The sequence below is a fragment of the Symbioplanes lichenis genome (genome assembly GCF_030709675.1).
Classification (GTDB): domain Bacteria; phylum Actinomycetota; class Actinomycetes; order Mycobacteriales; family Micromonosporaceae; genus Actinoplanes; species Actinoplanes lichenis.
Window position 1 is genome coordinate 130,853 of the sequence record NZ_JAUZQD010000007.1, and the last position, 25,106, is coordinate 155,958.

At 71.3% G+C, this 25,106-nt stretch carries 21 protein-coding genes and 1 pseudogene; 9 read left to right on the forward strand and 13 right to left on the reverse strand.

Annotated elements, in window-relative coordinates; all coding sequences use genetic code 11:
* Positions 1-41: 41 nt before the first annotated feature.
* Positions 42-2,903, reverse strand: coding sequence for a GH92 family glycosyl hydrolase (locus tag RAN62_RS18185; protein ID WP_305785869.1), 2,862 nt, complete (start codon positions 2,901-2,903; stop codon positions 42-44).
* A 308-nt stretch (positions 2,904-3,211) separates the two neighbouring features.
* Between RAN62_RS18185 and RAN62_RS18190 the strand changes: the two genes are divergently transcribed.
* Positions 3,212-4,897 (forward strand): sulfatase-like hydrolase/transferase, encoded by a 1,686-nt coding sequence (locus RAN62_RS18190; RefSeq protein WP_305785870.1) that lies wholly within the window; start codon positions 3,212-3,214, stop codon positions 4,895-4,897.
* Here the strand turns inward: RAN62_RS18190 and RAN62_RS18195 are convergent.
* Positions 4,894-5,781: an NADP-dependent oxidoreductase gene (locus RAN62_RS18195; RefSeq protein ID WP_305785871.1), complete on the reverse strand. Its 888-nt coding sequence runs from the start codon at positions 5,779-5,781 to the stop codon at positions 4,894-4,896. The two genes, RAN62_RS18190 and RAN62_RS18195, sit on opposite strands and share 4 nt — an antisense overlap.
* A gap of 50 nt (positions 5,782-5,831) precedes the next feature.
* On the opposite strand from RAN62_RS18195, the gene RAN62_RS18200 reads away from it, so the two are divergent.
* Positions 5,832-6,437: a TetR/AcrR family transcriptional regulator gene (locus RAN62_RS18200; protein WP_305785872.1), complete on the forward strand. Its 606-nt coding sequence runs from the start codon at positions 5,832-5,834 to the stop codon at positions 6,435-6,437.
* Positions 6,438-6,454: 17 nt separating this feature from the next.
* On the opposite strand, the pseudogene RAN62_RS18205 reads toward RAN62_RS18200, so the two are convergent.
* Positions 6,455-7,216 (reverse strand): annotated as a pseudogene (locus RAN62_RS18205) (dolichyl-phosphate beta-glucosyltransferase); the annotation flags it as partial.
* 81 nt (positions 7,217-7,297) lie between these two features.
* Here RAN62_RS18205 and RAN62_RS18210 point away from each other — a divergent pair.
* Positions 7,298-8,044: an SDR family NAD(P)-dependent oxidoreductase gene (locus tag RAN62_RS18210; RefSeq protein ID WP_305785873.1), complete on the forward strand. Its 747-nt coding sequence runs from the start codon at positions 7,298-7,300 to the stop codon at positions 8,042-8,044.
* Between the two features lie 3 nt (positions 8,045-8,047).
* Here the strand turns inward: RAN62_RS18210 and RAN62_RS18215 are convergent, their stop codons facing one another.
* From RAN62_RS18215 to RAN62_RS18255, 9 genes are all read right to left on the reverse strand, one after another.
* On the reverse strand, positions 8,048-9,199 hold the full coding sequence (locus RAN62_RS18215; RefSeq protein ID WP_305785874.1) for a calcium-binding protein: 1,152 nt from the start codon (positions 9,197-9,199) through the stop codon (positions 8,048-8,050).
* Between the two features lie 93 nt (positions 9,200-9,292).
* Complete coding sequence (locus tag RAN62_RS18220; RefSeq protein WP_305785875.1) at positions 9,293-10,486, reverse strand: cysteine desulfurase-like protein; 1,194 nt, start codon at positions 10,484-10,486, stop codon at positions 9,293-9,295.
* On the reverse strand, positions 10,483-11,421 hold the full coding sequence (gene egtD / locus RAN62_RS18225; protein WP_305785876.1) for an L-histidine N(alpha)-methyltransferase: 939 nt from the start codon (positions 11,419-11,421) through the stop codon (positions 10,483-10,485). Before egtD ends, RAN62_RS18220 begins: the two co-directional genes overlap by 4 nt.
* On the reverse strand, positions 11,421-12,158 hold the full coding sequence (gene egtC / locus RAN62_RS18230) for an ergothioneine biosynthesis protein EgtC (protein ID WP_305785877.1): 738 nt from the start codon (positions 12,156-12,158) through the stop codon (positions 11,421-11,423). The genes egtD and egtC overlap by 1 nt, the downstream gene beginning before the upstream one ends.
* Complete coding sequence (gene egtB / locus RAN62_RS18235) at positions 12,158-13,456, reverse strand: ergothioneine biosynthesis protein EgtB (protein ID WP_305785878.1); 1,299 nt, start codon at positions 13,454-13,456, stop codon at positions 12,158-12,160. Before egtB ends, egtC begins: the two co-directional genes overlap by 1 nt.
* 84 nt (positions 13,457-13,540) lie before the next feature.
* Complete coding sequence (gene egtA / locus RAN62_RS18240; RefSeq protein ID WP_305785879.1) at positions 13,541-14,758, reverse strand: ergothioneine biosynthesis glutamate--cysteine ligase EgtA; 1,218 nt, start codon at positions 14,756-14,758, stop codon at positions 13,541-13,543.
* Between the two features lie 197 nt (positions 14,759-14,955).
* Entirely contained in the window at positions 14,956-15,774 is an 819-nt protein-coding gene (locus tag RAN62_RS18245) for an RNA polymerase sigma factor SigF (RefSeq protein ID WP_305785880.1), read from the reverse strand.
* A 297-nt stretch (positions 15,775-16,071) separates the two neighbouring features.
* The gene (locus RAN62_RS18250) at positions 16,072-16,581 is read right to left on the reverse strand and encodes an LURP-one-related/scramblase family protein (RefSeq protein ID WP_305785881.1); all 510 of its coding nucleotides are present in this window, start codon (positions 16,579-16,581) and stop codon (positions 16,072-16,074) included.
* Between the two features lie 58 nt (positions 16,582-16,639).
* Positions 16,640-17,824 carry a zinc-dependent alcohol dehydrogenase gene (locus tag RAN62_RS18255; RefSeq protein WP_305785882.1) on the reverse strand — a complete coding sequence of 395 codons (1,185 nt, stop codon included), beginning with the start codon at positions 17,822-17,824 and terminating at the stop codon, positions 16,640-16,642.
* A gap of 101 nt (positions 17,825-17,925) precedes the next feature.
* On the opposite strand from RAN62_RS18255, the gene RAN62_RS18260 reads away from it, so the two are divergent.
* Entirely contained in the window at positions 17,926-18,732 is an 807-nt protein-coding gene (locus RAN62_RS18260) for an SDR family NAD(P)-dependent oxidoreductase (RefSeq protein ID WP_305785883.1), read from the forward strand.
* On the opposite strand, the gene RAN62_RS18265 is transcribed toward RAN62_RS18260, so the two are convergent.
* On the reverse strand, positions 18,733-19,569 hold the full coding sequence (locus tag RAN62_RS18265; RefSeq protein WP_305785884.1) for a helix-turn-helix transcriptional regulator: 837 nt from the start codon (positions 19,567-19,569) through the stop codon (positions 18,733-18,735).
* A 311-nt stretch (positions 19,570-19,880) separates the two neighbouring features.
* On the opposite strand from RAN62_RS18265, the gene RAN62_RS18270 reads away from it, so the two are divergent.
* From RAN62_RS18270 to RAN62_RS18290, 5 genes are read left to right on the forward strand one after another with little or no spacing between them, the layout of a single operon-like run.
* On the forward strand, positions 19,881-21,086 hold the full coding sequence (locus RAN62_RS18270) for an ROK family transcriptional regulator (protein WP_305785885.1): 1,206 nt from the start codon (positions 19,881-19,883) through the stop codon (positions 21,084-21,086).
* The gene (locus RAN62_RS18275) at positions 21,083-21,892 is read left to right on the forward strand and encodes an ABC transporter permease (RefSeq protein WP_305785886.1); all 810 of its coding nucleotides are present in this window, start codon (positions 21,083-21,085) and stop codon (positions 21,890-21,892) included. The genes RAN62_RS18270 and RAN62_RS18275 overlap by 4 nt, the downstream gene beginning before the upstream one ends.
* Complete coding sequence (locus RAN62_RS18280) at positions 21,889-22,650, forward strand: ABC transporter ATP-binding protein (protein WP_305785887.1); 762 nt, start codon at positions 21,889-21,891, stop codon at positions 22,648-22,650. The genes RAN62_RS18275 and RAN62_RS18280 overlap by 4 nt, the downstream gene beginning before the upstream one ends.
* Entirely contained in the window at positions 22,647-23,630 is a 984-nt protein-coding gene (locus tag RAN62_RS18285) for an aliphatic sulfonate ABC transporter substrate-binding protein (RefSeq protein WP_305785888.1), read from the forward strand. Before RAN62_RS18280 ends, RAN62_RS18285 begins: the two co-directional genes overlap by 4 nt.
* Positions 23,627-25,093, forward strand: coding sequence for a sulfatase family protein (locus RAN62_RS18290; protein WP_305785889.1), 1,467 nt, complete (start codon positions 23,627-23,629; stop codon positions 25,091-25,093). The genes RAN62_RS18285 and RAN62_RS18290 overlap by 4 nt, the downstream gene beginning before the upstream one ends.
* The last annotated feature ends 13 nt before the right edge of the window (positions 25,094-25,106 follow it).

Genomic DNA, 25,106 nt, shown 5'->3' on the forward strand with positions numbered 1-25,106 from the left:
CGACGATCCCTCGCCGGAGCACACCTTGTCCCGCTAACAGCTCAATTCTGCGGGGGAACGTCTCCGGGCCCGCTGCCCCACGTGCGACTGGGCGTTGCGGAGAGCGTGTAGACCAGCTTGCCGCCCTGGGTGACCTTGTCGGCGGTGAGCCAGCCCTTCGTCGTCGCCTTGCCGTCCACGGTCAGCTTCTGCACGTAGATCTGGGTGCCGTCCGTCCGCGGGGCCTCGATCGTCAGGTCCTTGCCGCTGCCCAGGTGCACGACCGCGCGGGGGAAGAGCGGGCTGGTCAGGGCCAGCTCGGCCCGCGTCGGTACGGTCGGATAGAGGCCCAGCGCCGAGAAGACGTACCAGGCGCTCATCGTGCCGGCGTCGTCGTTGCCGGGGATGCCGCCCGTGCCCGCGTTCCACTTCTGGTCGAGCACCGCGCGGATGGTCTCCTGCGTCTTGTACGCCGCCCCGAAGTAGTTGTAGAGGTACGGCGTCTGGATGTCCGGCTCGTTGGTGGCGTCGTACTTGGTGCCGGTGGTGGCGCTGAGGTCGAACGAGCCGTCCGGCTTGCGGAAGAACGAGTCGAGCCGCTCGATCGCGACGTCCTGGCCGCCCATCTTCTGAGCCAGCGTCACCACGTCGGAGTAGACCATCCAGGTGTACTGGGCGCTGCTGCCCTCCACGAAGCCCGTGCCCGTGGCGGGGCTGAAGCCGCCGGCCCAGGTCCCGTCGCTGTAGCGGTCACGCATCCAGCCCTTGTGCAGGTCACCATCCGGTACGGGCGTCGGCACGGCCGGGTCGGCCAGCTCCAGCTCGCCGAGCTGCACGATGTCCGCGCCGCCGTTCGCCGTCACATTCAGGCGGTAGTACGCGTACGGCTGCGGGGTGTTGATCTGATAGGTCTTGGTCTGACCGCGCTGCTCGAACGTCTCGCCGGACCGCGTGTCGATCGGGGTCCACGTGGTGCCGTCGGCCGAGCCCTGCAGCTGCCAGTCCCGCGGGTCGCGCTCGGGGACGTCGTTGCCGGAGGTCAGCGCGTACTGGGTGACGGTCAGCGGCGCGTCGGTCTTGGCCTGGATCCAGCCCGTGGTCGCGAACGTGAGCCACTTCGTGCCCTTGTCACCGTCAAAAGCCTGAGCCTTCCCCTCGTACGGGGCGTTCTCCGCGCTCGCCTGGATCTCGGTGATCCGCTCCCGGATGTTGTGGGCCAGTCCCGGGTCGATCTGCGCCTCGGTGTCGAAGACGTTGCGCCAGTTGTGCGAGCGGCCGAGGAAGTCCGCGTACGTGTCGTCCTCGCCGAGCACCTTGGCCAGCTGCGCGATGCCGTAGTCGGCGGCGGCGTCCTCGAGCGTCTCGGCCGCGCCGCCCCAGCAGTGACAGTTGTCGGCGGAAACGTAGCCCAGCTCGAGGTACTTGTCGAGGGACGGGCGCTGGCCGACGCACTCGACGTTGCAGCCCGCGTCGCTCGAGTCGTTCGCCGTCGGCACGGTGGCCGCGTGGACCAGGGAGTCGAAGGCGCCGCGCACGTCGAAGTCGCGCGCGCCGAAGGCGTACATGCCGGCGACGGCCGCGGCGGACGGGTCGCCGGACATGACCGCGGTCTTGCCGTGCTGCAGCAGCCAGCGGTCCCACTCGCCGTCGCGCTGCGAGGCGTAGTTGAACAGGCTCTGCGCATAGTCGGATCCGACGCGCGGGTCGAGCATGGCCAGCAGCTGGACCTGGGCGCGATACACGTCCCAGCCGGAGAACGTCCCGTACTGGGCCTTTTGTCCTGTGGACAACGTGTGGATTTCGTCGTCGGCGCCGTAGTATCGGCCGTCGACGTCGCTGGTCAGCGTCGGCTCCAGCATCGAGTGGTAGAGCGCGGTGTAGAAGGTCTTCTTCTGATCCTCGGTGCCACCACCGATGCCGATCTTCTTGAGCCGGGCACTCCACGCCGACCGAGCGCCGGCCTGGATCGCGGCGAAGCTCAGCCGGTCGGGCGACTCCGTGGCGAGGTTCCGGCGAGCGCCGTCGAGGCTCACGTAGGAGATCGCGACGCGCGCGTTGACGCTGGTCGTCCCGGGGGCGAAGGTCACGTACCCGCCGGAGCCTTTGTTGGCATTGGGCCGGCCGGCGCTGCTGTAGCCACTGCCGCCCGTCGCGTCGGTGCTGCCCGGCGTGAGCGTCGTGTCGTGCCAGGTGCCCGTGGCCGCGAACGGCTGGTCGAGCTGCGCGACGAAGTGCAGCGTGTAGTACGCGTGCGAGTTGTCGGTGCTCTGCGGCCCGCAGAAGTTGCCGGCGCTGACCGACCCCGTCACCGTACGCGTGGCCGGGTCGATGTGGACGGTCGCGTCCTCGCTGCCGGTCTCCGACAGTGACGTCCGGAACAGCAGGCTCGCGTCCTGCCCGGCCGGGAACGTGAACTTGCCGAAGCCGGTCCGCGGCGTCGCCGTCACCTCGGCCCCGGCGCCGCTGTCGAGCCCGACCTTGTAGTAGCCGGGCTTCGCGACCTCGTTGGCGTGCGAGAAGGTGCTCGCGAAGATCGCGTCCGTCTGGTCCGCGGTCGGCGAGCTCGCGACCGCCCCGACGTGCGGCATGATCGGGATGTCGCCGTTGGCCCCCGAGCAGCCGACGCCGCTGAGGTGCGTGAGGCTCAGCCCGCGGATCCTGGTGGCGGTGTACTGGTAGCCGCCCGGCGCCGGCGTCGAGAGCTGGTTGCCGCGCGAGGTCTGCGGGCTCCACGCCAGCATGCCGAACGGCGTGACCGCGCCCGGATAGGTGTTGCCCAGGTTGGTCGAGCCGATGAGCGGGTCGACGTAGGCCGCGGGCTCGGCGACGAGCGGCGGCAGGGGCGCGGCGGCCTGGGCGGCCGCGCCGATCGGAATGGTCAGCGCAACGCCCGCGAGGGCGGCGACGGTACGGCGTCCGAGCATGCGATCCCCTCAGCTGACATCGATGTCACACAATGTCCAAGGTCAGCTTCCATCGACTCGTCCCGATAAGTCAACCCGCGGCCGGCGAGCGCGTTGAACTCCTGGTGCACGAGATCCGTAACGCCTCGTGGAGTGTCCTGGAGGAGGGCTCGGTTTTGTCTGTCACATCGTTTTTCGACCGCTTTCGGCGGTCCGGCCCGGCCGAAGCTCCGGCGGCGGCCGAGGTCTCCGCGGACAAATCGGACGCTTCGGAGGAGGCCGCGCCGGATGCGGCCCCCGATGCGAAGCCCGACGCGGCGTCCGTTTCCATGAACAAATCGGACGACCGGCCGGCCGCTCCGAGCCGTACCCGGAAGATCGCCGGCCGCGTCCTCACCATCAGCGCCTTCGTCCTGATCTTCGCCGCCCTGATCCTCCCCAACACGGTCAGCCGGCTCGAGCGCCCGGGCACCTATCTCCGCCTCCCGCTCGAGGGCTTCGTCGCGGTCGGCCTGCTCTTGCTGATCCCCGGCGGCCGGGCCAAGCGCATCGTCGCGGGCGTCCTCGGCGCCGGCCTCGGCGTGCTGACCGTCATGAAGATCACCGACATGGGCTTCTACAAGACGCTCGCGCGGCCCTTCGACCCGGTGCTCGACTGGGTGCTGCTCGACGACGCGGAGGCGTTCCTCCGGGACTCGGTGGGAGCGGCCGGCGCCGTCGGGACCGCGGTCGCCCTCGTGCTGCTGATCCTGGTGATCCTCACGCTGACCACGCTGGCCGCGATGCGCGTCGCCAAGGTCGGCGTACGCCACCGGCGCACCACGGCGATCACGGCCGTCAGCGGCACGGCGGTGTGGGTCGTCCTGCTGCTGCTCGGGGTGACGGGGCTCAACAACTTCCCGGTCGCGGCGCGCAGCGGTTACACGTACGCGTGGGACCGCGCGCAGATGGTGCGCAAGGGCGTGGCGGACGAGCGGTCGTTCGCCCGCGAGGTGCAGATCGACGCGTACGCGAACACGCCCGCCGACCAGCTCCTCACCTCGCTCAAGGGCAAGGACGTCATGGTGACGTTCGTGGAGAGCTACGGGCGCTCGGCGGTGCAGGACCCGACGCTCAACTCCGGCGTCGTCCCGGTGCTCGACGAGGGCACCAAGGAGCTGGCCGCGGCCGGCTACTCGGCCAGGAGCGGCTGGCTCACGTCGCCCACCTTCGGCGGCGGCAGCTGGCTGGCGCACTCCACGCTGCTCTCCGGCCTGTGGATCAACAATCAGCAGCGGTACCGCAACCTGACCTCCAGCGACCGGCTGACCCTGCCCAGCCTGTTCCGCAAGGCCAGCTGGAACGCGATCAACGTCGCCCCCGGCACCACCCGCGCGTGGCCGGAGGGCAACTTCTACCGCTACAACCAGTCCTTCGACTCCCGCAACACCGGCTACGCCGGGCCTAGCTTCGGCTGGGCCCCGCAGCCCGACCAGTACACGCTCTCGTGGTTCGAGAAGAACGTGCACACCCCCGGCCACCAGCCCTACTACGTCGAGATGCCGCTGATCTCGAGCCACACCCCGTGGGCGCCGCTGCCGACCCTCATCGACTGGGACCAGGTCGGGGACGGCTCGATCTACACCCGGCTGCGGGAGCAGGGCAAGTCCACGAAGTCGGTGTGGGCCGACCCGGCGAAGGTGCGCCACGAGTACGCGCGCTCGATCCAGTACACGCTGTCGACCGTCTTCTCGTGGCTGGAGAAGTACGGCGACGACAACACCGTCATGGTGCTGCTCGGCGATCACCAGCCCAGCCCGCTGGTCGTCGGCGACGGCGCCAGCCATGACGTGCCGATCACGATCCTGGCCAAGGACAAGACGGTCCTGGACAAGATCGCCGGCTGGAACTGGACCGACGGCACGCGCCCCGACCCGGCCGCCCCGGTCTGGCCCATGAACGAGTTCCGCGACAAGTTCCTGGCCGCGTACGGGTCGAGTCCCCAGCTCAGCCACGCGATCGCGCCGCCGCGTTAGTTGGTCAGGACGATCTTGCCGCGGGCGTGGCCGCTCTCACTCAACCGGTGAGCAGCGGCCGCGTCCGTCAAGGGAAAGACCCCGGCCAGGGGTACGGTCAGCCGCCCCTCGTCCGCGAGCCCGGCGGCCGTGTGCAGCCCGTGCCACGCCGGCGGATCCGCGTTCGGGCCGGCCGAGGTGGTCAGATGGGCGCCGGCGTTGACGTCCGCCACGGTCACCACCCGGTCGGCGATCGTCAGCAGGTCGGGCAGGGAGCCTGATCCGGCACAGTCGAGGGCCGCGTCCACGCCGGTGACCCGTTCCGCCAGTCCGGGGCCGTACGTGGTGGGGACGGCTCCGAGGGTGGACAGGAAGGCGTGGTTGCGCTCGGAGGCCGTACCGATGACTCGGGCGCCGCGGGCCACCGCGAGCTGGACGGCGACCGTGCCCACCCCGCCGGCCGCCCCCTCGATGAGCAGGGTGGTCCCGGCGCCTACGGCGAGCCGGTCCAGCGCCCGGGTCGCGGTCTCGATGTTGCCCGCCGCGCCGCCGGCCTCGGCCCAGCTCCACGCCGCGGGTTTCGGCGCCCAGGCCACGAGCACGGCGAAGTCGGCGTTCGCCCCGCCCAGCCGTGCGATGTCGGTGGCCCCGAAGACCTCGTCGCCGGCCGCCACGCCGGTCACGCCGGGCCCGATCTCGTCCACGACCCCGGCGGCGTCGAAGCCGAGCAGCCGGGGCAGCGGCAGGCCGGGCATCAGGCCGGCCCGGATCTTCCAGTCGGCCGGGGTGACGCCCGAGGCTCGGACGGCGATCCGCAGCTGCCCGGGGCCGGGGTGCGGCTCGGGGACCTCGGTGACTTCCAGCACGTCGGCCGGGCCGAAGGCGGTGATTCGAAGGGCACGCATGGCCCCGGACGTTAGCGGAACACCCCGTCCGCTTGGCTAAAGTGAGACGCGTGACCGGCACACTGCCTCAGACGCTGCGCTCGGACGCCCGCGACAACCGGGAGCGCATCCTCGCGGCGGCCCGCGACGTCTTCGCCCGCGACGGCCTCGACGTGCCGATGCGCGAGATCGCCCGCCGCGCCGGCGTGGGCCCGGCGACGCTCTATCGCCGCTTCCCGACGAAGGAGGCGCTGGTCACCGAGGCCTTCGCCGAGCGGATGGCGGCCTGCACGGCGATCGTCGAGGCCGGCCTGGCCGACCCCGACCCGTGGCGCGGTCTCAGCCGGGTCATCGAGGACGTCTGCACGCTGCACGCCCAGGACCGGGGTTTCACCGCGGCCTTCATGGCGGAGTTCCCGAAGGCAATCGACTTCGCCGCCGCCCGCGAGCACTCGCTGCGGCTGGTGGCCGAGCTGCTGCGCCGCGCGAAGGCCGCCGGCGACCTGCGCCCCGACATCGAGCTGCCCGACATCATGCTGGTCATCATGGCCAACGGCGGCCTCCGCGCAACCACTCCCACCGCGGCGGCGGCTGCCTCCCGCCGCTTCGCGAGCCTGATCCTCGACTCCTTCCGGGCACCGCCGCCCGCGCCTCACATCGTGAGCACCACGCGGTAACGCGCCTAGACCAGGGCCCGTGCGGGCAGGGCACCGCGGCCCAGTCGCGCGCGGATGTCGGCCAAGGGCAAAGTGCGCAGCGTACGCCGCATCCGCGCGATCCCCCGCAGATCCTCGGCCGCCGTGGCCACGATGTCGACCTTGCTGTCCGGGTCGTCGACCCAGTCGACCGGCACCTCGTGGGTCCGCAGCCCGGCCCGCTCCGCCAGCACCAGCAACTCCGTGTCGAAGAACCAGCCCGCGTCCTCGACCAGCGGCAGCACCGCCCGGGCCACGTCGGCGCGGATCGCCTTGAAACCGCACTGCGCGTCGGTGAAGCCGGCCGACAGCGTGGCTCGCAGGATCAGGTTGTACGCGCGGGAGATGAACTCGCGCTTCGGCCCTCGCACCACCCGCGCCCCGCGCCGCAGCCGGGACCCGATCGCCAGGTCCGAGTGCCCCGACACCAGCGGCGCGACCAGCGGCAGCAGCGCGGCCAGGTCGGTCGACAGATCCACGTCCATGTACGCACACACGAGCGCGTCGGACGCCGACCACACCTGCTTCAGCGCCCGTCCCCGCCCCTTCAGCGCCAGGTGCACGACCCGCACCTCGGGCAGCTCGGCCTGCAGTCGCCGGGCCACGAGCGGCGTACCGTCCGTGCTCGCGTTGTCCGCGATCGTGATGCGGAAGGGGAACGGCAGCACCTCCCGGCAGTAGGCGAGCAGCCGCCGGACGCTGCTCTCCAGGTCCTTCTCCTCGTTGTACACGGGAACGACGACGTCGAGCACGGGAGTCATGCGGTCCACAGTCGCCTCGGCGGCTGAGCCGGCTGTGTGCTCACCCTGTGCGCCGCCTATGAGAGCTGCGACGATGGCGGGATGGATCAGCGCATCCTCGTCACCGGCGCCCGGCGCGGCATCGGCGCGGCCCTCGCGACCGGCCTCGCCCGCCCCGGCGTCACCCTGCTCCTGCACCACCTGGACGCGCCGGACGAGACCGAGGGCGTCGCCCGGCTGTGCCGGGACCGGGGCGCCGGGGCCGAGCTGCTCGACGCCGATCTGAGCTCCGCGGATGCCGTGGCCGCCCTGGCCGCCCGGGCCGGCGCGGTGGACGTGCTGATCAACAACGCGGCCCGCGCCTCCAACGTCCCCATCGGCGAGCTGACCGTCGAGGAGTGGCAGGCCACGTACGCCGTCAACGTCACGGCCCCGATGCTGCTCGCCCAGGCCCTCGGCGCGGGCATGGCCGCCCGGGGCTGGGGCCGCGTCATCAACGTGGTGTCCCCGACGGTCGCGCTCGGCGGCCCGTCCGGCCCGGCCTACGTCTCCAGCAAGGCCGCCCTCATCGGCCTGACCCGCTCGCTGGCCCGGGCCCTCGGCCCCGCCGGCGTCACCGTCAACGCGCTGTCGCCCGGGGCCATCGACACCGAGGGCGAGGAGGAACTGGCCGCCGCCGACCGGGCCGCTGGCCGCACCCGCCGCATGAACCTCCTGGCCGCCCAGGCCGTCCCGCGCCCCTTGGTGCCGGACGACCTGGTGGCCACCGTCCGCCTGCTGGCCGGCGAGGGCTCGGCGGCCCTCACCGGCCAGGTGATCGAGGTCGGCGGCGGCCTCGTCCTGCGCTGAGGCTCAGCGCTCGATGTCGACCGCGGTGTCGCCCGGGCCCACGTAGGCGAGGTCGCCCAGGGTGCCGTTGTCGCCCCCGTCGAGCAGGTCGGGCGTCTGGGCCACGGTGGAGGAGTCCACGTCGAGCCCGCTGAGCGTGTCGTCGCCGGCCTCGCCGAAGATCTGGTCCGAGCCGAGGCCGCCCTCGAGGTGGTCGTCGCCGCTCCGCCCGTGGATCAGGTCGTCGCCGCCGTTGCCCCGCAGGGAGTTGTTCGCGCCGCTGCCGATCAGGATGTCGCCGCGGAACCCGCCGGCGGCGTCCTCGACGTTGCGCACGGTGTCGCGCTCGCCGCTCTCACCGTTGACACTCCCCGTGCTGCCCAGGTCGACGCGGACCGACTGCTGCCGCCCCGAGTAGTTGACCAGGTCGTGCGAGCCCGCCCCGCCGTCGAGCAGGTCGGCGCTGTTCGCCACGAGACGCTCGTCGAGGTTGTCGTCGCCGGCGCCGCCGTAGACCTTGTCGCTGCCCGACTCGCCCCAGAGCTGGTCGTTGCCGTTCTCCCCGTAAAGCAGGTCGTTGCCGCTGCCGCCCAGGACGGTGTCGCCGCCGTCGCCGCCGTAGATCTTGTCGGCGCCCGGGCCGCCCGCGAGGTAGTCGTAGGCACTGCCGCCGCGCAGGGTGTCGTTGCCGGCCTCGCCGTACAGGTGATCGCCGCCGGTGCCGCCGGCCAGCGTGTCGTTCCCCGCGCCGCCGTAGAAGGTGTCCCCGCCGCTGCCCCCGGTGAGCGTGTCGTTCCCGGCCTGCCCGTAGACGCCGGAGGTGACCGCGGTCTTGTTGACCAGGGTGTCGTTCTTGTTCCCGAGGGAGACGGACACCCAGCTCACCTTGGTCAGGGTGCACCTGACCCTGGTCTTGTCGCCCTTGACCGCCTTGCAGTTCTGGCCCGCCTTGATGGGCGTCACATCGTCGAAGGTGATGGTGTTCCCCGAGCGGGTGATCACCACCTTGTGCGCCTTCGCCAGGGTGGCCCGATACCAGAAGATCCCATTGCTCTCGTACGCCCCGGCCACGCCCGTGGCCGGAGCGGCCTCCGCAGGTCCGGCGAGCACAGCACCGGCTCCCGCGGAGGCCAGCACCAGGGCACCGGCCCGCATCATCCAGCCGTCACGTCGCATCTCAACTCTCCCCTTGAGTCGCTGTCGACCGGAGTGTAGAAGCGACGCCACCGTCCCGTCCCTGCGTCCGAGATGGACACTGAGTGAATTCGGTCAGGCGAGGGCATCCAGAAGGCGGTCGACCTCCTCGGCGGTGTTGTAGTGGTAGATGCTCACGCGCACCGCGCCGCCGCTGTCGCGCAGACCCATGGCGGTGAAGTACTCGTACGCGTAGTAGTCGCCCGCCATCACGCAGATGCCGCGATCGCCCAGCGCCCGAGCCGTGTCGGCGGGCGCCTGCCCATCGATGCGGAAGGCGACCGTCGGGCAGCGCTCCTCCGGCGCCGGGAGCAGCGCCACGTGGGGGAGCGTGGCCAGACCTTTGAGCAGCCGGTCCAGCAGGGAGTGCTCGTACGCCTCCGCCGCGGCCAGCGACTCGACCAATCGGGAGCGGCGATCGCCCGAGCCGGGCCCGGCCAGATCCGCCAGGTGATCGACCGCCGCCGTCACACCGCTGAGCAGCTCGACGTTGCGGGTGCTGTACTCGAAGCGCTCGGGCACCTCGTCCGAGGACGGCAGGAGCTTCGCGGGGCGCAGCGGCTCCCACACGGCCGGGTCGGCGATGACCGCGCCCTGGTGCGGACCGGACCATTTGTACGCGCTGATCACATAGAAGTCGGCGCCCAGTGCCCGCACATCGGTGGGCCGGTGCGGAGTCGCGTGGACGCCGTCCACGTACGTCAGCGCCCCGAACGAGTGCGCGATGTCCGCGATCTCCCGGACGGCGGGCACCGTTCCGATCGCGTTGCTGCCGGCCGTCACGGCGACGAGCCGCGTGCGCGGGCCGATCAGGTCGACGTACTGCGCGGCGGGCAGCGTGCCGGTGGCCGGGTCGAAGGTCGCCCACCGCACGGTCGCCCCGGCGGAGGCGGCGGCCTGCACCCACGGCCGGACGTTGGCGTCGTGGTCGAGGCGGGAGACGACCACCTCGTCGCCCGGCTCCCACGTGGCGGCCAGCGCGCGCGAGACCACGTAGGTGAGGTCGGTCGCGCCCGGCCCGAACGCCACGCCCGCCGGGTCGCCGCCGACCAGGTCGGCCACGGCGGCCCGGGCGTCGGCCACGATCTGGATGGACCGGCGGCCGGGCAGGTGGGACGGCGTGCGGTTGGAGACGGCGCGGCGCAGGGTGGCGCCGACGGCATCGGCCACCGGCGCGGCGACCTGGGTGCCGGCCGCCCCGTCGAACATGGCGAGCCCCTCGAGCAGGGAAGGATAACCAGCTCGGACCCGGTTGATGTCGAAAGTCACGATGCCACCGTAAGCGACACCGCGAACCGGCCCTCGGGGTCGGTCCACCACTCGGCCAGGGTGAACCCCGCCTCGGCCAGCTCCTTCTCGACGCCCTCGCGCCGGAACTTGGCCGAGATCTCGGTGCGCAGCTCGGAGCCCGCCGCGAACTCGGTGACCAGGTCGACGGCCGGGATGGTGACGCGCATCGGCCAGCGCGCCCGGAGCCGCATCTCGATCCACTCGTGGCCGGCGTCCCAGAGGGCCACGTGGGCGAAGCCGTCGAGGTCGAAGTCGGCGTCCAGCTCCCGGTTGAGCACCCGCAGCACGTTGCGGTTGAACTCGGCGGTCACCCCGGCCGCGTCGTCGTAGGCGGGCACGAGCACGTGCGGATCCTTGACGAGGTCGGTGCCCAGCAGCAGATGCTCGCCCGGGCGCAGCTGGGCGCGTACGGCGGAGAAGAACTCGGCCCGCTCGGCCGGCAGCAGGTTGCCGATCGTGCCGCCCAGCAGGGCGACGGTCCGGGCGGGAGCGTCGGGGAAGGGGTGACGGGCGAAGTCCCCGACGATGGTGCGAATCGCCAGGGCGGGATAGTTCGCGCTCACCAGGGACGAGGCGGCGGTCAGCGCGGAGGGGGACACGTCCACCATCACGTACGACGAGAGCGGCAGCGCGTCCAGCAGCAGTCGCGTCTTCGTCGAGTAGCCCGACCCCAGCTCGATGAGCGTCCGGGTCCCCGTTACCGCCGCGATGTCGCCGGCGTGCGCCCGCAGGATCGCGGTCTCGGCGCGCGTGGGGTAATACTCCGGCAGCTCGGTGATCCGCTCGAACAGCTCGCTGCCCCGGGCGTCGTAGAACCACTTCGGCGGCAGCCGGCGCGGGTCGGCGGCCAGGCCCCGGCGCACGTCCTCGCGCAGCGACCGGGCCACCTCGTCGGCGGTCAGATAGATCTCCATCAGCGCAGATCCTCCAGCGTGAGCGACGTGGCCCCGGCGACGACCAGCGTGCGGTCGGGCACCGGAGCCCACGCCGGGTCGTCGTCGAGCGGTTCGGAGGCGATCAGGACGGACTCGTCGTCCCGTCGCACGGACAGGGCATGTCCCCACGTGCTGGCCACCATCGACTCCCCGTCGGTGAGCAGCAGATTGAGCCGCGAGCCGGGCGCCGCGGCGGCGACCTCGGTCACGACCGCCACGACCGCCTCGGCCGGGGCGACGCCGCGCCGGAGCCGGGCGAGCACCAGCGCCCACAGCAGCGCCGCGTCGGTCGGCGCCTCCAGCGTGAGCAGATCGGTGACCTCCAGCGCGGCGGCGAGCTTCGCCACCGACTCGGGCCAGCCGGCCACCACGCCGTTGTGGCTGAAGAACCACGGGCCCGCGGCGAAGGGGGCCGCCGCGGTCTCCACGACGGGCATGCCCACGGTGGCGCTGCGCACCGCGGCCAGCACCATGGGCGCCGCGACCGACGCCGCCAGCGCGGGCAGCGTCGCGTCGCTCCACAGCGGGGTCGCGCGGCGATAGCGCACCGGGCCGCCGGGGGCGTACCAGCCGGCCCCGAACCCGTCCGCGTTGATCGTCCCGCCGCCGCGCATGTCGCGCGGGGCCCACGCCTGGTGCGCCAGCGCGTGCGGCCGGTCGAAGAGCCACCGCCCCACCGGTACGGGCGGACCGGCATAGGCCAGGTGACGGCACATCAGGCGTCCCGCGCGCAGCGGAACCCGCTGAAGATCTGCCGCCGGATCGGATAGTCCCAGTTGCGGAACGTCCCGCGCACCGCCGAGCCGTCCGTGCCGAACGAGCCGCCGCGCAGCACCTTGTAGTCCGGACCGAAGAACACCTCCGAATACTCCCTGTACGGGAACGCCGAGAAGCCCGGATAGCCGGAGAAGTCGGACGACGTCCACTCCCACACGTCGCCGATCAGCTGGTGCACGCCCGCCGGGGAGGCACCGTCCGGGTACGCCCCCACGGGCGCCGGCCGCAGGTGCCGCTGGCCCAGGTTCGCGTGGCGGGGCTCCGGCGCCTCGTCACCCCACGGGAAGCGGCGGGAGCGGCCGGTGGCGGGGTCGAACCGGGCGGCCTTCTCCCACTCCGCCTCGGTCGGGAGGCGCTTGCCGGCCCACCGCGCGTACGCCTCGGCCTCGAAGAAGCAGACATGCACCACGGGCTCGTCGTCGACCAGGGCGGCCGTGCGCCCGAAGGAAGTCACCGCCCACCCGTCGCCGTCGCGCTCCCAGTGCGCCGGCGCGGTCAGCCCGGCGGACTGCCGGTGGTCCCAGCCGGCCGCACTCCACCACCGCGGGTCGTCGTAGCCGCCGGCCGCGATGAACGCCGCGTACTGCCCGTTGGTCACGGGCGCCCGGTCGATGTGGAACGCCGGCACGTCGACGGCGTGGGCGGGGCGCTCGTTGTCGAGGGCCCAGGGCTCGGTGTCCGTTCCCATGGTGAAGGGCCCGCCGGGGATGAAGGCCTCGCCGGTCACGCGCACGGTGGCGGCGGGCGGCGCGGGCGCGGTCAGCACGGCGGCGCCCGTGCGCAGCTGGTGGGTGGCGAGCATGGTCTCGTCGTGCTGCTGCTCGTGCTGGACGATCATCCCGAAGGCGAAGCCGTCGGCGACCAGCGGCCGGCCGTCCAGCCGGACCCGGTCGAGCACGTCGAGGGCCTTGTCGCGGACCTGGGCCACATAGCGGCGGGCCTCGGCCGGGTCGAGCAGCGGCAGCGCGATCCGGTCGCGGCGGGCGTGCTTGAAGGCGTCGTAGAGCTCGTCGATGTCGCGGCGCACCGGCTCGCGGCCGCCGACGTCGCGGACGAGCCAGAGCTCCTCCTGGTTGGCGACGTGCGCGAAGTCCCAGACCAGCGGGGACATCAGCGGCGAGTGCTGGCGGACCAGGTCGTCGTCGTCGACGGCCGCGATCAGGGCGTCGGTGCGGCCGCGGGTGCGGGTCAGCTCGGCGGCGACGCGGTCGCGCAGCCGCTCGGTCTCGGCGGTCATCGCGACTCCTCCTCGTGGCCGGCGCTCGGGAAAAGAACGGTCATCGCGACTCCTCCTCGTGGCCGGCGCCCGGGAAAAGAACGGTCATCGGGACTCCTCCTCGTGCAGGCGCCGGTGGACGCCCGCGAAAAGGTCGGTGCGCAGCGCGGCCGGTAGGCCGGTGCGGTCGAGATGGCGGCAGGCTAGGTCGAGCACGGCGGCCGCCGTGCGGCGCAGCGCGGGATCGGCGACCCCCTGCCGGAACGCCGTCTCCCACTCCTGCGCCGTGGCCTCGGTCAGCTCGAGCGCCTGATCGGTGACGGCGGGGTCGGAGAGCAGCGCGGCGACGGCGGCCACCGGCGCGAACCAGTCGTCGCCGGCCTGCGCGTCGAGATAGCGGACCTCGAGATAGCCGCGCGGGCGCACGGGCGGGAACAGCGTGCTCAGGTGGTAGTCGACGTCGGCGACGGTGGGTGGCCGGGAGAACGCGCCGCCCGCCCAGGCGCGCAGGGTGAGACCCGGGGGAGCGGACCAGCTGCCGTCCTCGCGGCGGATGCAGGTGACCGGGGCGTCCAGCGCGTAGCGGGCCCAGGCGCCGGCCGGGTCGCCGGCCGAGACGGGGACGGGGTGGGTCAGCCGGCGGTCCATCGCCCACCAGGCCGCCATGCGGGCGGACGCGTGCCCGGTGGCCCGGCCCGCGTGGGTGTGGGCGGTGGCGAACGCGGCGAGCAGCGGCGGCCCGAGCGCGTTCACCGCGGCCCAGCGGGCGGCGACCTCGCCGGGTGTGCCGGCGTCGAGGCAGACCTGGAGGCCGGCGGTGCTGCACATCATGACCCGCCCGTCCGGCCCGAGGGCGGCTTCCATCGCGTCGTAGCGCGGGGTGTGCAGCAGTCGCCGCGGCGGGCGGTGGGGATCGATGCCGTGATCGCCGAGGGTCAGCCCGGCGTCGGCGAGCAGGCGCCGCAGGTGCGCGACGTCGGTGGAGACGGCCGCGTGCAGGGCGGCGAGGGAAGGGGCCGGGGCCGAGGAGATCTCGACCTGCCCGCCGGGCTCGCAGGTGACCGTGCCGTGGGCCGGCAGGGGGAGCTCGGGGCTGTGCGGGTCCAGCGTGCGCGGGGCGTGCGGACCGAGTGCTTGTCGCAGGGACGAGGGGTGCGATGGGGCCCGGGGATCGGCTGCCGGATGGACCGTCCACTCCAGCTCGGCGCCGAGGTGCGTCGGCGGGCCGGTCTTGAAGCAGATGGCGCGGATCCGCGCCTCCACTTCCTCCTGGTTGCGCAGCGCGCGGCTGGTGGCCGCCGCGTCGCGGTCGAGCGTCGTCATCGAGAAGACTCCTCACGAGGTGAGCCCGTAATCTCGTTCGACACTATGGCCGGGGTGGGACAAAAACTCGGGTCAGCCCGCTGACGAGCGGAAGAAACATGGGTGACGACCTGCGTTGACGGGCTGATAGTGACGTGCATCACTGGACATGGCGAAGGGCCGGTCCGATGCCGGACCGGCCCTTCGGCGGGAGAAGATCAGATGGTGTCGGTGGCCAGCTGCGAGCGCAGCTTGGTCAGCGCCTTGGTCAGCAGGCGGCTGACGTGCATCTGGCTGATGCCGATCTGGTCGGCGATCTGCGACTGGGTGAGGTTGCCGTAGAAGCGCAGCGTCAGGATCTTCTGCTCGCGCTCGTCGAGGGTGGCCAGGGCGGGGCCGAGGGCGACGCGGGTCTCGGCCAGCTCGAACTCGCTGTCCTCGCCGCCGAGGGTGTCGCCGAGCTCGGTGGTGCCGTCGGCGCTGATCGGGGTGGAGAGGCTGGTGGCGTTGTAGGCGCGGGCGCCCTCCAAGCCCTCCAGGACCTCTTCCTCGGTGACCCCGAGGTGCACGGCGATGTCGGCGACCGTCGGCGAGCGGCCCAGGCTGTGGGTCAGCGTGGAGTTGGCCTCGGTGATCGACAGGCGCAGCTCCTGCAGGCGCCGCGGCACCCGCACCGACCACGTGCGGTCACGGAAGTGGCGCTTGATCTCACCGATGATGGTCGGGATCGCGTAGCCGGCGAAGTCGACACCGCGCTCGGGGTCGAACTTGTCGACGGCCTTGATGAGGCCGACGGTGGCGGTCTGCACGAGGTCGTCGGTGGGCTCGCCGCGGCCGGAGTAGCGGTGGGCGAGGTGGCGGGCCAGCGGCAGCCAGGCCTCGATCGCGCGGTCCCGCAGGGAAGCGCGCGACGGGTGCCCGGCCGGCATCGCGGCCATCGCGTTGAGCAGGTCGGAGGCGCTGTCCGCGGGCGCCTCGCTGAGCGTCGTCGAAGACTCGGCCGACGTGGTCGTGGCGGTCGACTGGGTGACAGTCATTCCGTGGTCCTCCCTGGCACCTGTCCGGAGAGCCGGTCCGGCTTGCGCCGGGCCCGAGTCGGGCGGGGTGTCAACTATCGGCTTCCCGGTCGACGGTGATCGATATGACCACCGCCAGCCGGGCATGGTTGGCCGTTCGGTTATGACGACCTTATCCGAGAGGTCGAGCCATGACTAGCCGAAAGTATGAGTCACGTTATGTAGCGATGCAACCACACCGCATTGTTGCGCGTTTCGTCCGGGTCTGACAACAAATGCCGCTCGCTCGGACGGGTGACCTGTGGTGATCACCACGCCTCAGTCGTCCTTCTCCTTGTCCTCCTTCTTCTTCTCCTCGCGCTCCAGGGCGAGGTCCAGGGCCAGCGCGCTGCCGATGATGAGCAGTGGTTCGACGTTCGCGGTGACCTGCACGGCGTAGGTGTCGCGGATCGACAGCCACCGCTTCGACACCGCGGCCACCTCCTCGCCGCCCAGCTCGATGACGTACTCGTGGTCGAGCAGGTCGCCCTTCATCGTCAGGTCGTCGGGCCCCGGCACGTCGATCGTGAACTTGTCGCGGAACGGCGTGAGGAGCTTCTTGCGGACCTCGGCCGCCTTCTCGCCGCCGATCCGGATCTCGTACGTCGGCCGCAGCGCCACCAGCTGCCGGTGGACGCTCGCCACCTCGTTGCCGGCCACGTCCTCGATGACCACCCGGTCACGGACGCTGAAGACCTTGCCGTCCACCCGGTAGATCTTGTTGCCGTTCTCGTCCAGCACGTCGAAGTCGTCGCCGAGGGAGAAGAACTTCTCACGGATCACAAACATGGCGCCCAGTGTGCCCCCGGCGGGCCACCCGTAAGCGCGAGCCCGCCGGGGAAGATCACTAGGGCTTGAGGACGACCTTGATGCAGCCGTCCTCCTTCTTCTTGAACATGTCGTACGCCTGCGGGGCCTCCTCGAGGGGAACCCGGTGCGTGACCAGGTCGTCCACCCCGAGCGGGTCGGCGTCATCGGTGAGCAGGGGCATGATGTCGTCCACCCAGTGCTTGACGTGCGCCTGGCCCATGCGCATCGTGATGCCCTTGTCGAACAGGTCCATCATCGGCATCGGGTCGGCCTGGCCGCCGTACACACCGATGATCGAGACCGTGCCCGCCCGCCGGACCGCGGCGAAGCAGGTGCGCAGCGCGGCCATCCGGTCGATGCCGGCCTTGTCGATCGCCTTGCGCGCCACCGCGTCGGGCAGCAGCCCGGCCGCCCGCTGCGCGAACTCCTGGAACGGCGTGCCGTGCGCCTCCATGCCGACCGCCTCGACCACGCTGTCCGCGCCCCGGCCGTTCGTCATGTCCAGGACCGCGCCGACGACGTCGTCGACCTCGTCGAAGTTGAGCGTCTCGATGCCGTGGCGCTGGGCCATGGCGATGCGCTCGGGCACGTTGTCCACGGCGATGACCTTCTCCGCGCCGAGGTGCCGCGCGATGCGGGCGGTCATCTGGCCGATCGGGCCGAGGCCGGTGACGAAGACCGTGCCGCCCGGCTCGATGTCGGCCCACTTCGCGGCCTGCCACGAGGTGGTCAGCACGTCGGAGAGGAAGAGGAACCGCTCGTCCGGCAGGCCGTTCGGCACCCGGATCGGCCCGAAGTGCGCCTGCGGCACGCGCAGGTACTCGGCCTGGCCGCCGGGCACCTGCCCGTACAGCTTGGTGTAGCCGAAGAGCGAGGCGCCCTTCTGCTGATCCTTGTTCTGCGTGGTCTCGCACTGGGCGTAGTAGCCCTTACGGCAGTAGAAGCAGTGCCCGCAGGAGATGTTGAAGGGGATGACCACCCGGTCGCCCGGGCGGATGTGGGTGACCTCGGGCCCGACCTCCTCGACGATGCCCATCGGCTCGTGGCCGAGCACGTCGCCCTTGTCCAGGTACGCGCCGAGCACGTCGTAGAGGTGCAGGTCGGAGCCGCAGATCGCGGTCGAGGTGACCTTGATGACGGCGTCCGTCGGCTCCTCGATCTTGGGGTCAGGGACGTCCTCCACGGACACCTTCGAGGTGCCCTGCCAAGTCAGTGCGCGCATTGTGTCCTCTTCTCGTCGTCACCCGATCTGGTGCCCGGGGAAGGACCACATATGCATTGCTGAGCGTGATTAGTGGAGAACGATCGGGGCACCCCCTGGTCATGACAACGACACCCACCGGGCACGAGCTGGCGGTCGTCACGGGCGCCTCCAGCGGCATCGGCTACGAGCTGGCCCGCCAGTTCGCCGAGAACGGATACGACCTGCTGATCGCGGCCGAGGACGACGGCATCGACCAGGCCGCCGTGGACCTGCGGCGCGACGGGCAGAACCAGGTCACGGCGGTCAAGGCCGACCTGGCCAATTTCGACGGCGTGGAGAAGCTCTACGCCGAGATCAAGGCGACCGGCCGGCCCGTCGCCGCGATCGCCATCAACGCGGGCCGCGGCATCGGCGGCGACTTCGCCCGCGACACCAACCTCGAGGACGAGCTGAACGTCATCGACGTCAACGTCACCTCGACCGTGCACCTGGCCAAGCGGGTGCTGCCCGACCTGATCGAGCAGGGCGGCGGCAAGGTGCTCTTCACCTCGTCGATCGCGTCGATGATGCCGGGCACCTACCAGGCGGTCTACAACGCGTCGAAGTCCTTCGTGCAGTCCTTCGCCGAGGGCGTGCGGGCCGAGCTCAAGGACACCGGCGTCACGGTCACCGCGCTGATGCCCGGCCCCACGGACACCAACTTCTTCCACCGCGCGGACATGGACGACACCAACGTCGGCGCGAGCAAGAAGGACGACCCGGCGGTCGTGGCGAAGCAGGGCTTCGAGGCGCTCATGAAGGGCGAGGAGAAGGTCGTCGCCGGCTCGGTGAAGACCAAGGTCCAGGGCGCCGCCTCCAAGGTCATGCCGGACGCCCTCAAGGCCAAGATGCACGAGAAGATGGCCGAGCCCGGCTCCGCGAAGTAGTCACATGCGCTGGTCCCCGATGACCGAGAGCAGCTGCAGCTTCTCGTAGCTCTCGGTCCCGGGGGCGGCGGTGAAGACCAGCAGCACCTGCGTCGTGCCGGGGTCGATCAGCGTCTGACAGTTGACGTGCAGGATCCCGAGCTCCGGGTGGGCGATCCGCTTGGTGTCGAGGTGCGCCTCGCCGATCTCGTGCCGGGCCCACTCCGTACGGAAATCGGCGCTCGTGGCCAGCAAAGACTCCACGATCCCGGCCGCCCGCGAGTGCTTGCCGTCGCGGGCATAGGCGATGCGCAGCTGCGCCGTGAAGGTGCGCCCGTGCAGGTCGTGGTCCTCCGCCGGATAGATGTCCCGGGCGGTGGGGTCCGTGAACCAGCGGTGCACCATCGCCTTGTTGAGCCCGGTCCAGCGCAGGTCGTCGCCGAGCAGCCCCACCGCGGGCCGCGTCTGCAGCAGCGTCTCGCCGAGCCCGGAGAGCACCTGCGCCGGGGTGTCGGCCAGCCGGTCCAGGATCCGCATGAGGCCGGGCCCGACGTGCTCGGTGTGCACCGCCCGGCGCGGGGTCGCGTGCCCGGCGAGCCGGAAGAGATGGTCCCGCTCGTCGAGGGAGAGCCGCAGGCCCCGGGCGATCGCGGCCAGCATCTGCTCGGACGGCACCGGGCCGCGCTGCTGCTCGATGCGGCCGTAGTAGTCGGCCGACATGCCGCTGAGCGCGGCGACCTCCTCACGCCGCAGGCCCCCGGTGCGCCGGCGCGGGCCGCGGGGGAGGCCGACGTCCTCGGGCTGCAGCACTTCCCTCCGCGTACGCAGGAAGTCGGCGAGCTGGGCACGATCGGTCATGCCTCAAGACTCTCCCACCGCGCCGCCCCGGATGAAGGGATGAGTTGTCCCTGGATGTGACGAGGCGCCGGCCATGGGGACGCTGGCCGGCGCCTCGACGGGACGGAACCGGGGGACGGTGCAGCCAGTCTCATCGATGCATCTGTTAACAAGCAAGTAATCCTGGTTCCGGAACCGGGCCGGGGCCAAGTTGGCAGCCACGGGCCGCCCGCGTTTCGCCCGTGTTTCCAGCACCCTTTTCCTAGCTGTGAGGTAGAGATAATTCTGCCGGAGTGTTGACGGAAAAATTCGGCGGGTCCTACCGTCGTCACGTGCCGGTCACCGAAGGCGTCCATGCGCTGGTCAGGCGCGCTCATGAGGAGCGCGTCCTGGCCCTGCTGCGCGAGCGCGGGGCGCTGAGCCGGGCCCAGATCGCCACGCACGTCGGGCTGTCCCGCACCACGCTGTCGGAGATCACCGGCGAGCTGCTCGCCCGGGGCGCGATAGTCAAGGTCAACACCGATGCCGAGGTACGCACGGGCAGCGGCCGCCCCGCCGAACTGCTCGCACTCGACCCGCACTCCGGCCAGTTCCTCGGCGTCGACCTCGGGCACAACCGGGTCCGGGTCGCCGTGGCGGACGCCGCGCACGAGATCATCGTCCAGGGCCACAGCTCGTACGCCGCCGAGACGCCCTGGTCCGACCGCCTGTCCGCCGCGTTCGCGCTGATCGAGCGGGTGAGCCGCGAGTCCGGGGTCACGTTCCGGGCGCTGCAGGGCGTCGGGGTGGGCGTGGCCGGGCCCCGCCCCGCCGCGGACGTGCGCGAGGAGGTGCTCGCCTCCTTCGGCGCCCGCTTCTCCGCCCCCGTGACCGTGGACAACAACACCCGGTTCGCCGCGCTGGCCGAGGCGATGACCGCCGGCGACGAGGCCCGTGACCTGCTCTATCTTCGGCTCTCCGACGGCATCGGCGGCGGGCTGGTGGTCGGCGGGCGGCTGGTGGCCGGCCGGCACGGCGGCGCGGGGGAGTTCGGTCACCTCCTCGCCGATCGGGACGGCGACGTCTGCCGCTGCGGCCGGCGCGGCTGCCTGGAGACGGTCGCCTCGGTGCCCGCGGTGCTGCGCGCGGCCCGGCTGGCGGCCGTCGAGGACCTGGCCGTGGCGCTGGACGCGGGCGAGCCCGTCGCCACCGCGGCGATCGAGCGCGCGGCGCAGGCGGTGAGCCGGGCCCTGGCCGGGGCGGCCCAGCTGCTCGACCCCGAGGAGATCGTCATCGGTGGCCGGCTCGTCGCCGCGGCGCCCGGCATTGTCGCCCGTACTCGTGAGCTGATCGAGGCTGACCTGTCGGCCGGACCGCGCATCCGGGCGGCCCGGCTGGGCGACGATGACGGGGCCCGCGGCGCGATCGCGGCCCTCTACCGGCAGTCCCCGCTGCTCGCGGGCTACCCCGACTCCGCAGTTCCCGCTGATCGCGGGCTCTCCGACCCCGCAGTTCCCGCTGATCGCGGGCTCTCCGACCCCGCAGGGAGCAAGGCATGACATTGGTCGAGAACCCGGCGCCGACGCAGGCCCAGGACCCGCCCCGGGCTCGGCGCCGCGGCCGCGGCGGCCGCATGCTGCTGCTCAACGCGGTGTCCGTGGTGCTGGGCATCGGGGTGTGGTGGGCGCTGTCACTGGCCGGGTTCGACATCCCGGCGCCGCCGGAGGTGCTGAAGCGCTACGGCGAGCTGATCTCCGACGGGACATTGATCACCGACATCGGCGCGAGCCTGCGGCGCGTACTCATCGGCTTTGTCCTGGGGGTGGCCCTGGCCGTGCCGGTCGGGTTCGGCATGGGCTGGTACGGCTGGGTGCGCGGCCTGGTCGAGCCGTGGGTGCAGTTCTTCCGCACGATCCCGCCGCTCGCGATCATCCCGCTGGCCGTGGTGCTGATGGGCATCGAGGAGACCCCGAAGATCTTCGTCATCTTCCTGGCGTCCTTCCTCGCCTGCGTCATCTCGACCTTCCAGGGCGTGGTCAACGTCGACAAGACGCTGATCAACGCGGCCCGCGTGCTCGGCGCGAACGACCGGATCATCTTCGCCCGGGTGGTCGTGCCCGCCTCGACGCCCTTCATCCTCGTCGGCATGCGGGTGGGCCTCGGCTCCTCGTGGGCCACCCTGGTCGCCGCCGAGCTGATCGCCGCGCAGGAGGGCCTCGGCTACCGGATGCAGAGCGCGCAGCTCTACTACGACCTCCCGACGATCTTCGTCGGGCTCATCACCATCGGCATCCTCGGCCTGCTGATGGACCGCATCCTTCTCTTCGCCGAGGCGAAGCTCACGGGCTGGCAGGAGCGCCGATGATCACCATCGACCGGGTCCACAAGACCTTCCCGCTCCAGGGCGAGACCTTCACCGCCCTCGGCGACGTCTCGCTGGAGCTCGCCGACAACGAGTTCGTCACCGTCGTCGGCCCGTCCGGCTGCGGCAAGACCACGCTCATGAACATCCTCGCCGGGCTGGAGGAGCCGACCAGCGGCCGGGCGCTGCTCGACGGCAAGGCCATCAAGGGTCCGGGCCCGGAGCGCGGCGTCATCTTCCAGCAGTACGCGCTCTTCCCCTGGCTGACCGTCCGCAAGAACGTGGAGTTCGGCCTCAAGACCAAGGGCGTGGGGCGCGACGAGCGGCGCCGCGTCGCCGACCATTTCATCGACCTCGTGGGGCTGACGCAGTTCGCCGACGCCCTGCCCAAGACGCTCTCCGGCGGCATGAAGCAGCGGGTCGCCATCGCCCGCGCGTACGCGGTGAATCCCTCGATCCTCCTGATGGACGAGCCGTTCGGCGCCGTCGACGCCCTCACCCGCGTCCGCCTGCAGGACCAGCTGCTCGCCACATGGAGCCAGGAGAAGCGCACGGTCGTCTTCATCACCCACGACGTCGACGAGGCCGTCTTCCTGGCCAACCGGGTCGTCGTGATGGCGGCCCGCCCCGGCCGCATCGTCGAGATCATCGACGTCGATCTGCCCTACCCCCGCAACGACGAGCTCCGGCTCAGCCCCGCCTTCACGGCCCTGCGCAACCGCGTCTGGAACGCCGTCTACCACCAGGAGACCCCCTCATGAAGCGACGTTCCTTGATCTTCGGTGCCGCGGCCGCGCTGACGCTGGCGGCGTGCGGCTCCTCCAATGACGAGTCGTCTTCGGGCGGCGCCACCAAGGTCAACTTCGGCTACATCGGCGACTACAACGGCACCAGCCTGCTCGCCGTCGCCAACGACCAGAAGCTGTGGGAGAAGCACGGCCTCGAGGTCAGCACCAAGGTCTTCACCAACGGCCCGCTGCAGGTCACCGCGCTCAACGCCGGCGACCTCGACTTCGGCTACATCGGCCCGGGCGCGGTGTGGCTGCCCGCCTCGGGCAAGGCGAAGATCGTGTCGCTGAACTCGCTCGGCAACGCCGACCGGGTGATCGCCCAGGCCGGCATCACCGATCTGGCCCAGCTCAAGGGCAAAAAGGTCGGCGTGCCCGAGGGTACCTCCGGCGACATGATCCTCACCCTGGCGCTGGCCCAGGCCGGGCTCACCAACGACGACATCCAGCGCGTGCCGATGGAGGCCGCGACCATCGTGACGGCCTTCGGCGCCGGGCAGATCGACGCCGCCGGCATCTGGTACCCGCTGCTCAACACCATCAAGGCCAAGAAGCCCGACCTGGTCGAGCTGGCCAAGGACGCCGACTTCGCCGACACGGTGTCGTTCCCGACCGCGTTCGTGTCGTCGAACGACGCGGCCCAGGACACCGACAAGACCACCAAGGTGCTCAAGGTGCTGCGCGAGGCGATGGACTACCGCAAGGCGAACAGCGACGCGACGGTCAAGCTGGTCGCGGCGATGCTCAAGCAGGACGAGGCCGCGGTGAAGGCCGACGCCGGCAACAGCGAGATGCTCGACTCCAAAACCCTCGACAGCTACACGGCCGACGGCACGATCGACAAGTGGCTCAAGGGGATGGGCGATTACTTTGTCGGTGCCAAGAAGCTGACGGAGAACCCCGACCCGAAGTCTTACTACCTCGGGGACCTCTTCACCAAGGCTGCCTCATGAACGTGCTTTTCCTCATGACCGACCAGCATCGGGCGGACACTCTGGGGGCGTACGGGAACCCGCTCGCCCGCACCCCGCACCTGGACGAGCTGGCGGCCACCGGCACCCGCTTCGACCGCTGGTACACGCCGACCGCGATCTGCACTCCCTCGCGGGCGAGTCTGCTCACCGGGCAGGCCCCCTTCCGGCACAAGGTCCTGGCCAACCACGAGCGCAACGTCGGCTATCAGGAGGATTTGCCCGACGGGACGTTCACCTTTCCCGAGGCGCTGCGGTCGGCGGGCTGGAACGCGGGGCTCGTCGGCAAGTGGCACGCGGGCACTCGCAAGTCCCACGCGGACTACGGCTTCGACGGGCCGGAGCTGCCCGGGTGGCACAACCCCGTGGACGCCCCGGACTATCTGGCCTATCTGAAGGACAACGACCTCCCGCCGTACGAGATCAGTGATCGCATCCGCGGCACGCTGCCCAACGGCGGGCCGGGCAACCTGCTCGCGGCCCGGCTGCACCAGCCGGTCGAGGCGACCTTCGAGTACTACCTGGCCACCCGGACCATCGAACTGATGCGCAAGTACGCGGCCGAGGGCAAGCCGTTCTACCTGTCGACGCACTTCTTCGGGCCGCACCTGCCCTACATCGTGCCGGACGAGTACTTCGACATGGTCGATCCTTCGACCGTGCCGCTGCCCAAGTCGATCGCCGAAACCTTCGAGGGCAAGCCGCCGGTGCAGCGCAACTACAGCGCGCACTGGACCTTCGACACCATGCCGATCGAGACGACGCGCAAGCTCATCGCGGTCTACTGGGGATACGTGACGCTGATCGACGAGCAGATCGGCCGGATCCTCGCCGCGCTCGACGAGCTGGGCCTGCGCGACGAGACGTCGGTCTTCTTCACCTGCGACCACGGCGAGTTCACCGGCTCGCACCGGCTGCACGACAAGGGCCCGGCCATGTACGAGGACATCTACCGTACGCCCGGCATCGTCCGCATCCCCGGCGCGGAGCCGCAGGTGCGCCGGGAGTTCGTGAGCCTGCTCGACTGCACGGCCACGATCCTCGACCTCGCCGGCCTGCCCACCGACCGGGCCGTGGACTCGCGCAGCCTCGTCCCGCTGGTGCGCGGCGAGCACCCGGAGTGGCAGCAAGACATCGTCGGCGAGTTCCACGGGCACCACTTCCCGTACCCGCAGCGGATGCTCCGCGAGGACCGCTACAAGCTCGTGGTCAACCCGGACTCGACCAACGAGCTCTACGACCTGGAGAACGACCCCGACGAGCTGATCAACGTCTACCGGCATCCGGAGATGGCCGAGGTCCGCGGGCGCATGCTCAAGCGCCTGTACGGGCTGCTGGTCGAGCGCGACGACCGGTTCTACCACTGGATGACCTCGATGTACGAGATCGGCGAGGTCGACCACGATCCCACGCAGAGTGGGCTGGACGAGGCGTCGTACAAGTGACCCGGCGGCCCAA

What these genes read in the sequence shown, in the direction of transcription:
- RAN62_RS18185 (WP_305785869.1), bottom strand. Translation starts at nt 2,903, where the DNA reads ATGCTCGGACGCCGTACCGTCGCCGCCCTCGCGGGCGTTGCGCTGACC.
- RAN62_RS18190 (WP_305785870.1), top strand. Translation starts at nt 3,212, where the DNA reads ATGAACAAATCGGACGACCGGCCGGCCGCTCCGAGCCGTACCCGGAAG.
- RAN62_RS18195 (WP_305785871.1), bottom strand. Translation starts at nt 5,781, where the DNA reads ATGCGTGCCCTTCGAATCACCGCCTTCGGCCCGGCCGACGTGCTGGAA.
- RAN62_RS18210 (WP_305785873.1), top strand. Translation starts at nt 7,298, where the DNA reads ATGGATCAGCGCATCCTCGTCACCGGCGCCCGGCGCGGCATCGGCGCG.
- RAN62_RS18215 (WP_305785874.1), bottom strand. Translation starts at nt 9,199, where the DNA reads ATGCGACGTGACGGCTGGATGATGCGGGCCGGTGCCCTGGTGCTGGCC.
- egtD (WP_305785876.1), bottom strand. Translation starts at nt 11,421, where the DNA reads ATGGAGATCTATCTGACCGCCGACGAGGTGGCCCGGTCGCTGCGCGAG.
- egtC (WP_305785877.1), bottom strand. Translation starts at nt 12,158, where the DNA reads ATGTGCCGTCACCTGGCCTATGCCGGTCCGCCCGTACCGGTGGGGCGG.
- egtB (WP_305785878.1), bottom strand. Translation starts at nt 13,456, where the DNA reads ATGACCGCCGAGACCGAGCGGCTGCGCGACCGCGTCGCCGCCGAGCTG.
- egtA (WP_305785879.1), bottom strand. Translation starts at nt 14,758, where the DNA reads ATGACGACGCTCGACCGCGACGCGGCGGCCACCAGCCGCGCGCTGCGC.
- RAN62_RS18245 (WP_305785880.1), bottom strand. Translation starts at nt 15,774, where the DNA reads ATGACTGTCACCCAGTCGACCGCCACGACCACGTCGGCCGAGTCTTCG.
- RAN62_RS18250 (WP_305785881.1), bottom strand. Translation starts at nt 16,581, where the DNA reads ATGTTTGTGATCCGTGAGAAGTTCTTCTCCCTCGGCGACGACTTCGAC.
- RAN62_RS18255 (WP_305785882.1), bottom strand. Translation starts at nt 17,824, where the DNA reads ATGCGCGCACTGACTTGGCAGGGCACCTCGAAGGTGTCCGTGGAGGAC.
- RAN62_RS18260 (WP_305785883.1), top strand. Translation starts at nt 17,926, where the DNA reads ATGACAACGACACCCACCGGGCACGAGCTGGCGGTCGTCACGGGCGCC.
- RAN62_RS18265 (WP_305785884.1), bottom strand. Translation starts at nt 19,569, where the DNA reads ATGACCGATCGTGCCCAGCTCGCCGACTTCCTGCGTACGCGGAGGGAA.
- RAN62_RS18275 (WP_305785886.1), top strand. Translation starts at nt 21,083, where the DNA reads ATGACATTGGTCGAGAACCCGGCGCCGACGCAGGCCCAGGACCCGCCC.
- RAN62_RS18280 (WP_305785887.1), top strand. Translation starts at nt 21,889, where the DNA reads ATGATCACCATCGACCGGGTCCACAAGACCTTCCCGCTCCAGGGCGAG.
- RAN62_RS18285 (WP_305785888.1), top strand. Translation starts at nt 22,647, where the DNA reads ATGAAGCGACGTTCCTTGATCTTCGGTGCCGCGGCCGCGCTGACGCTG.
- RAN62_RS18290 (WP_305785889.1), top strand. Translation starts at nt 23,627, where the DNA reads ATGAACGTGCTTTTCCTCATGACCGACCAGCATCGGGCGGACACTCTG.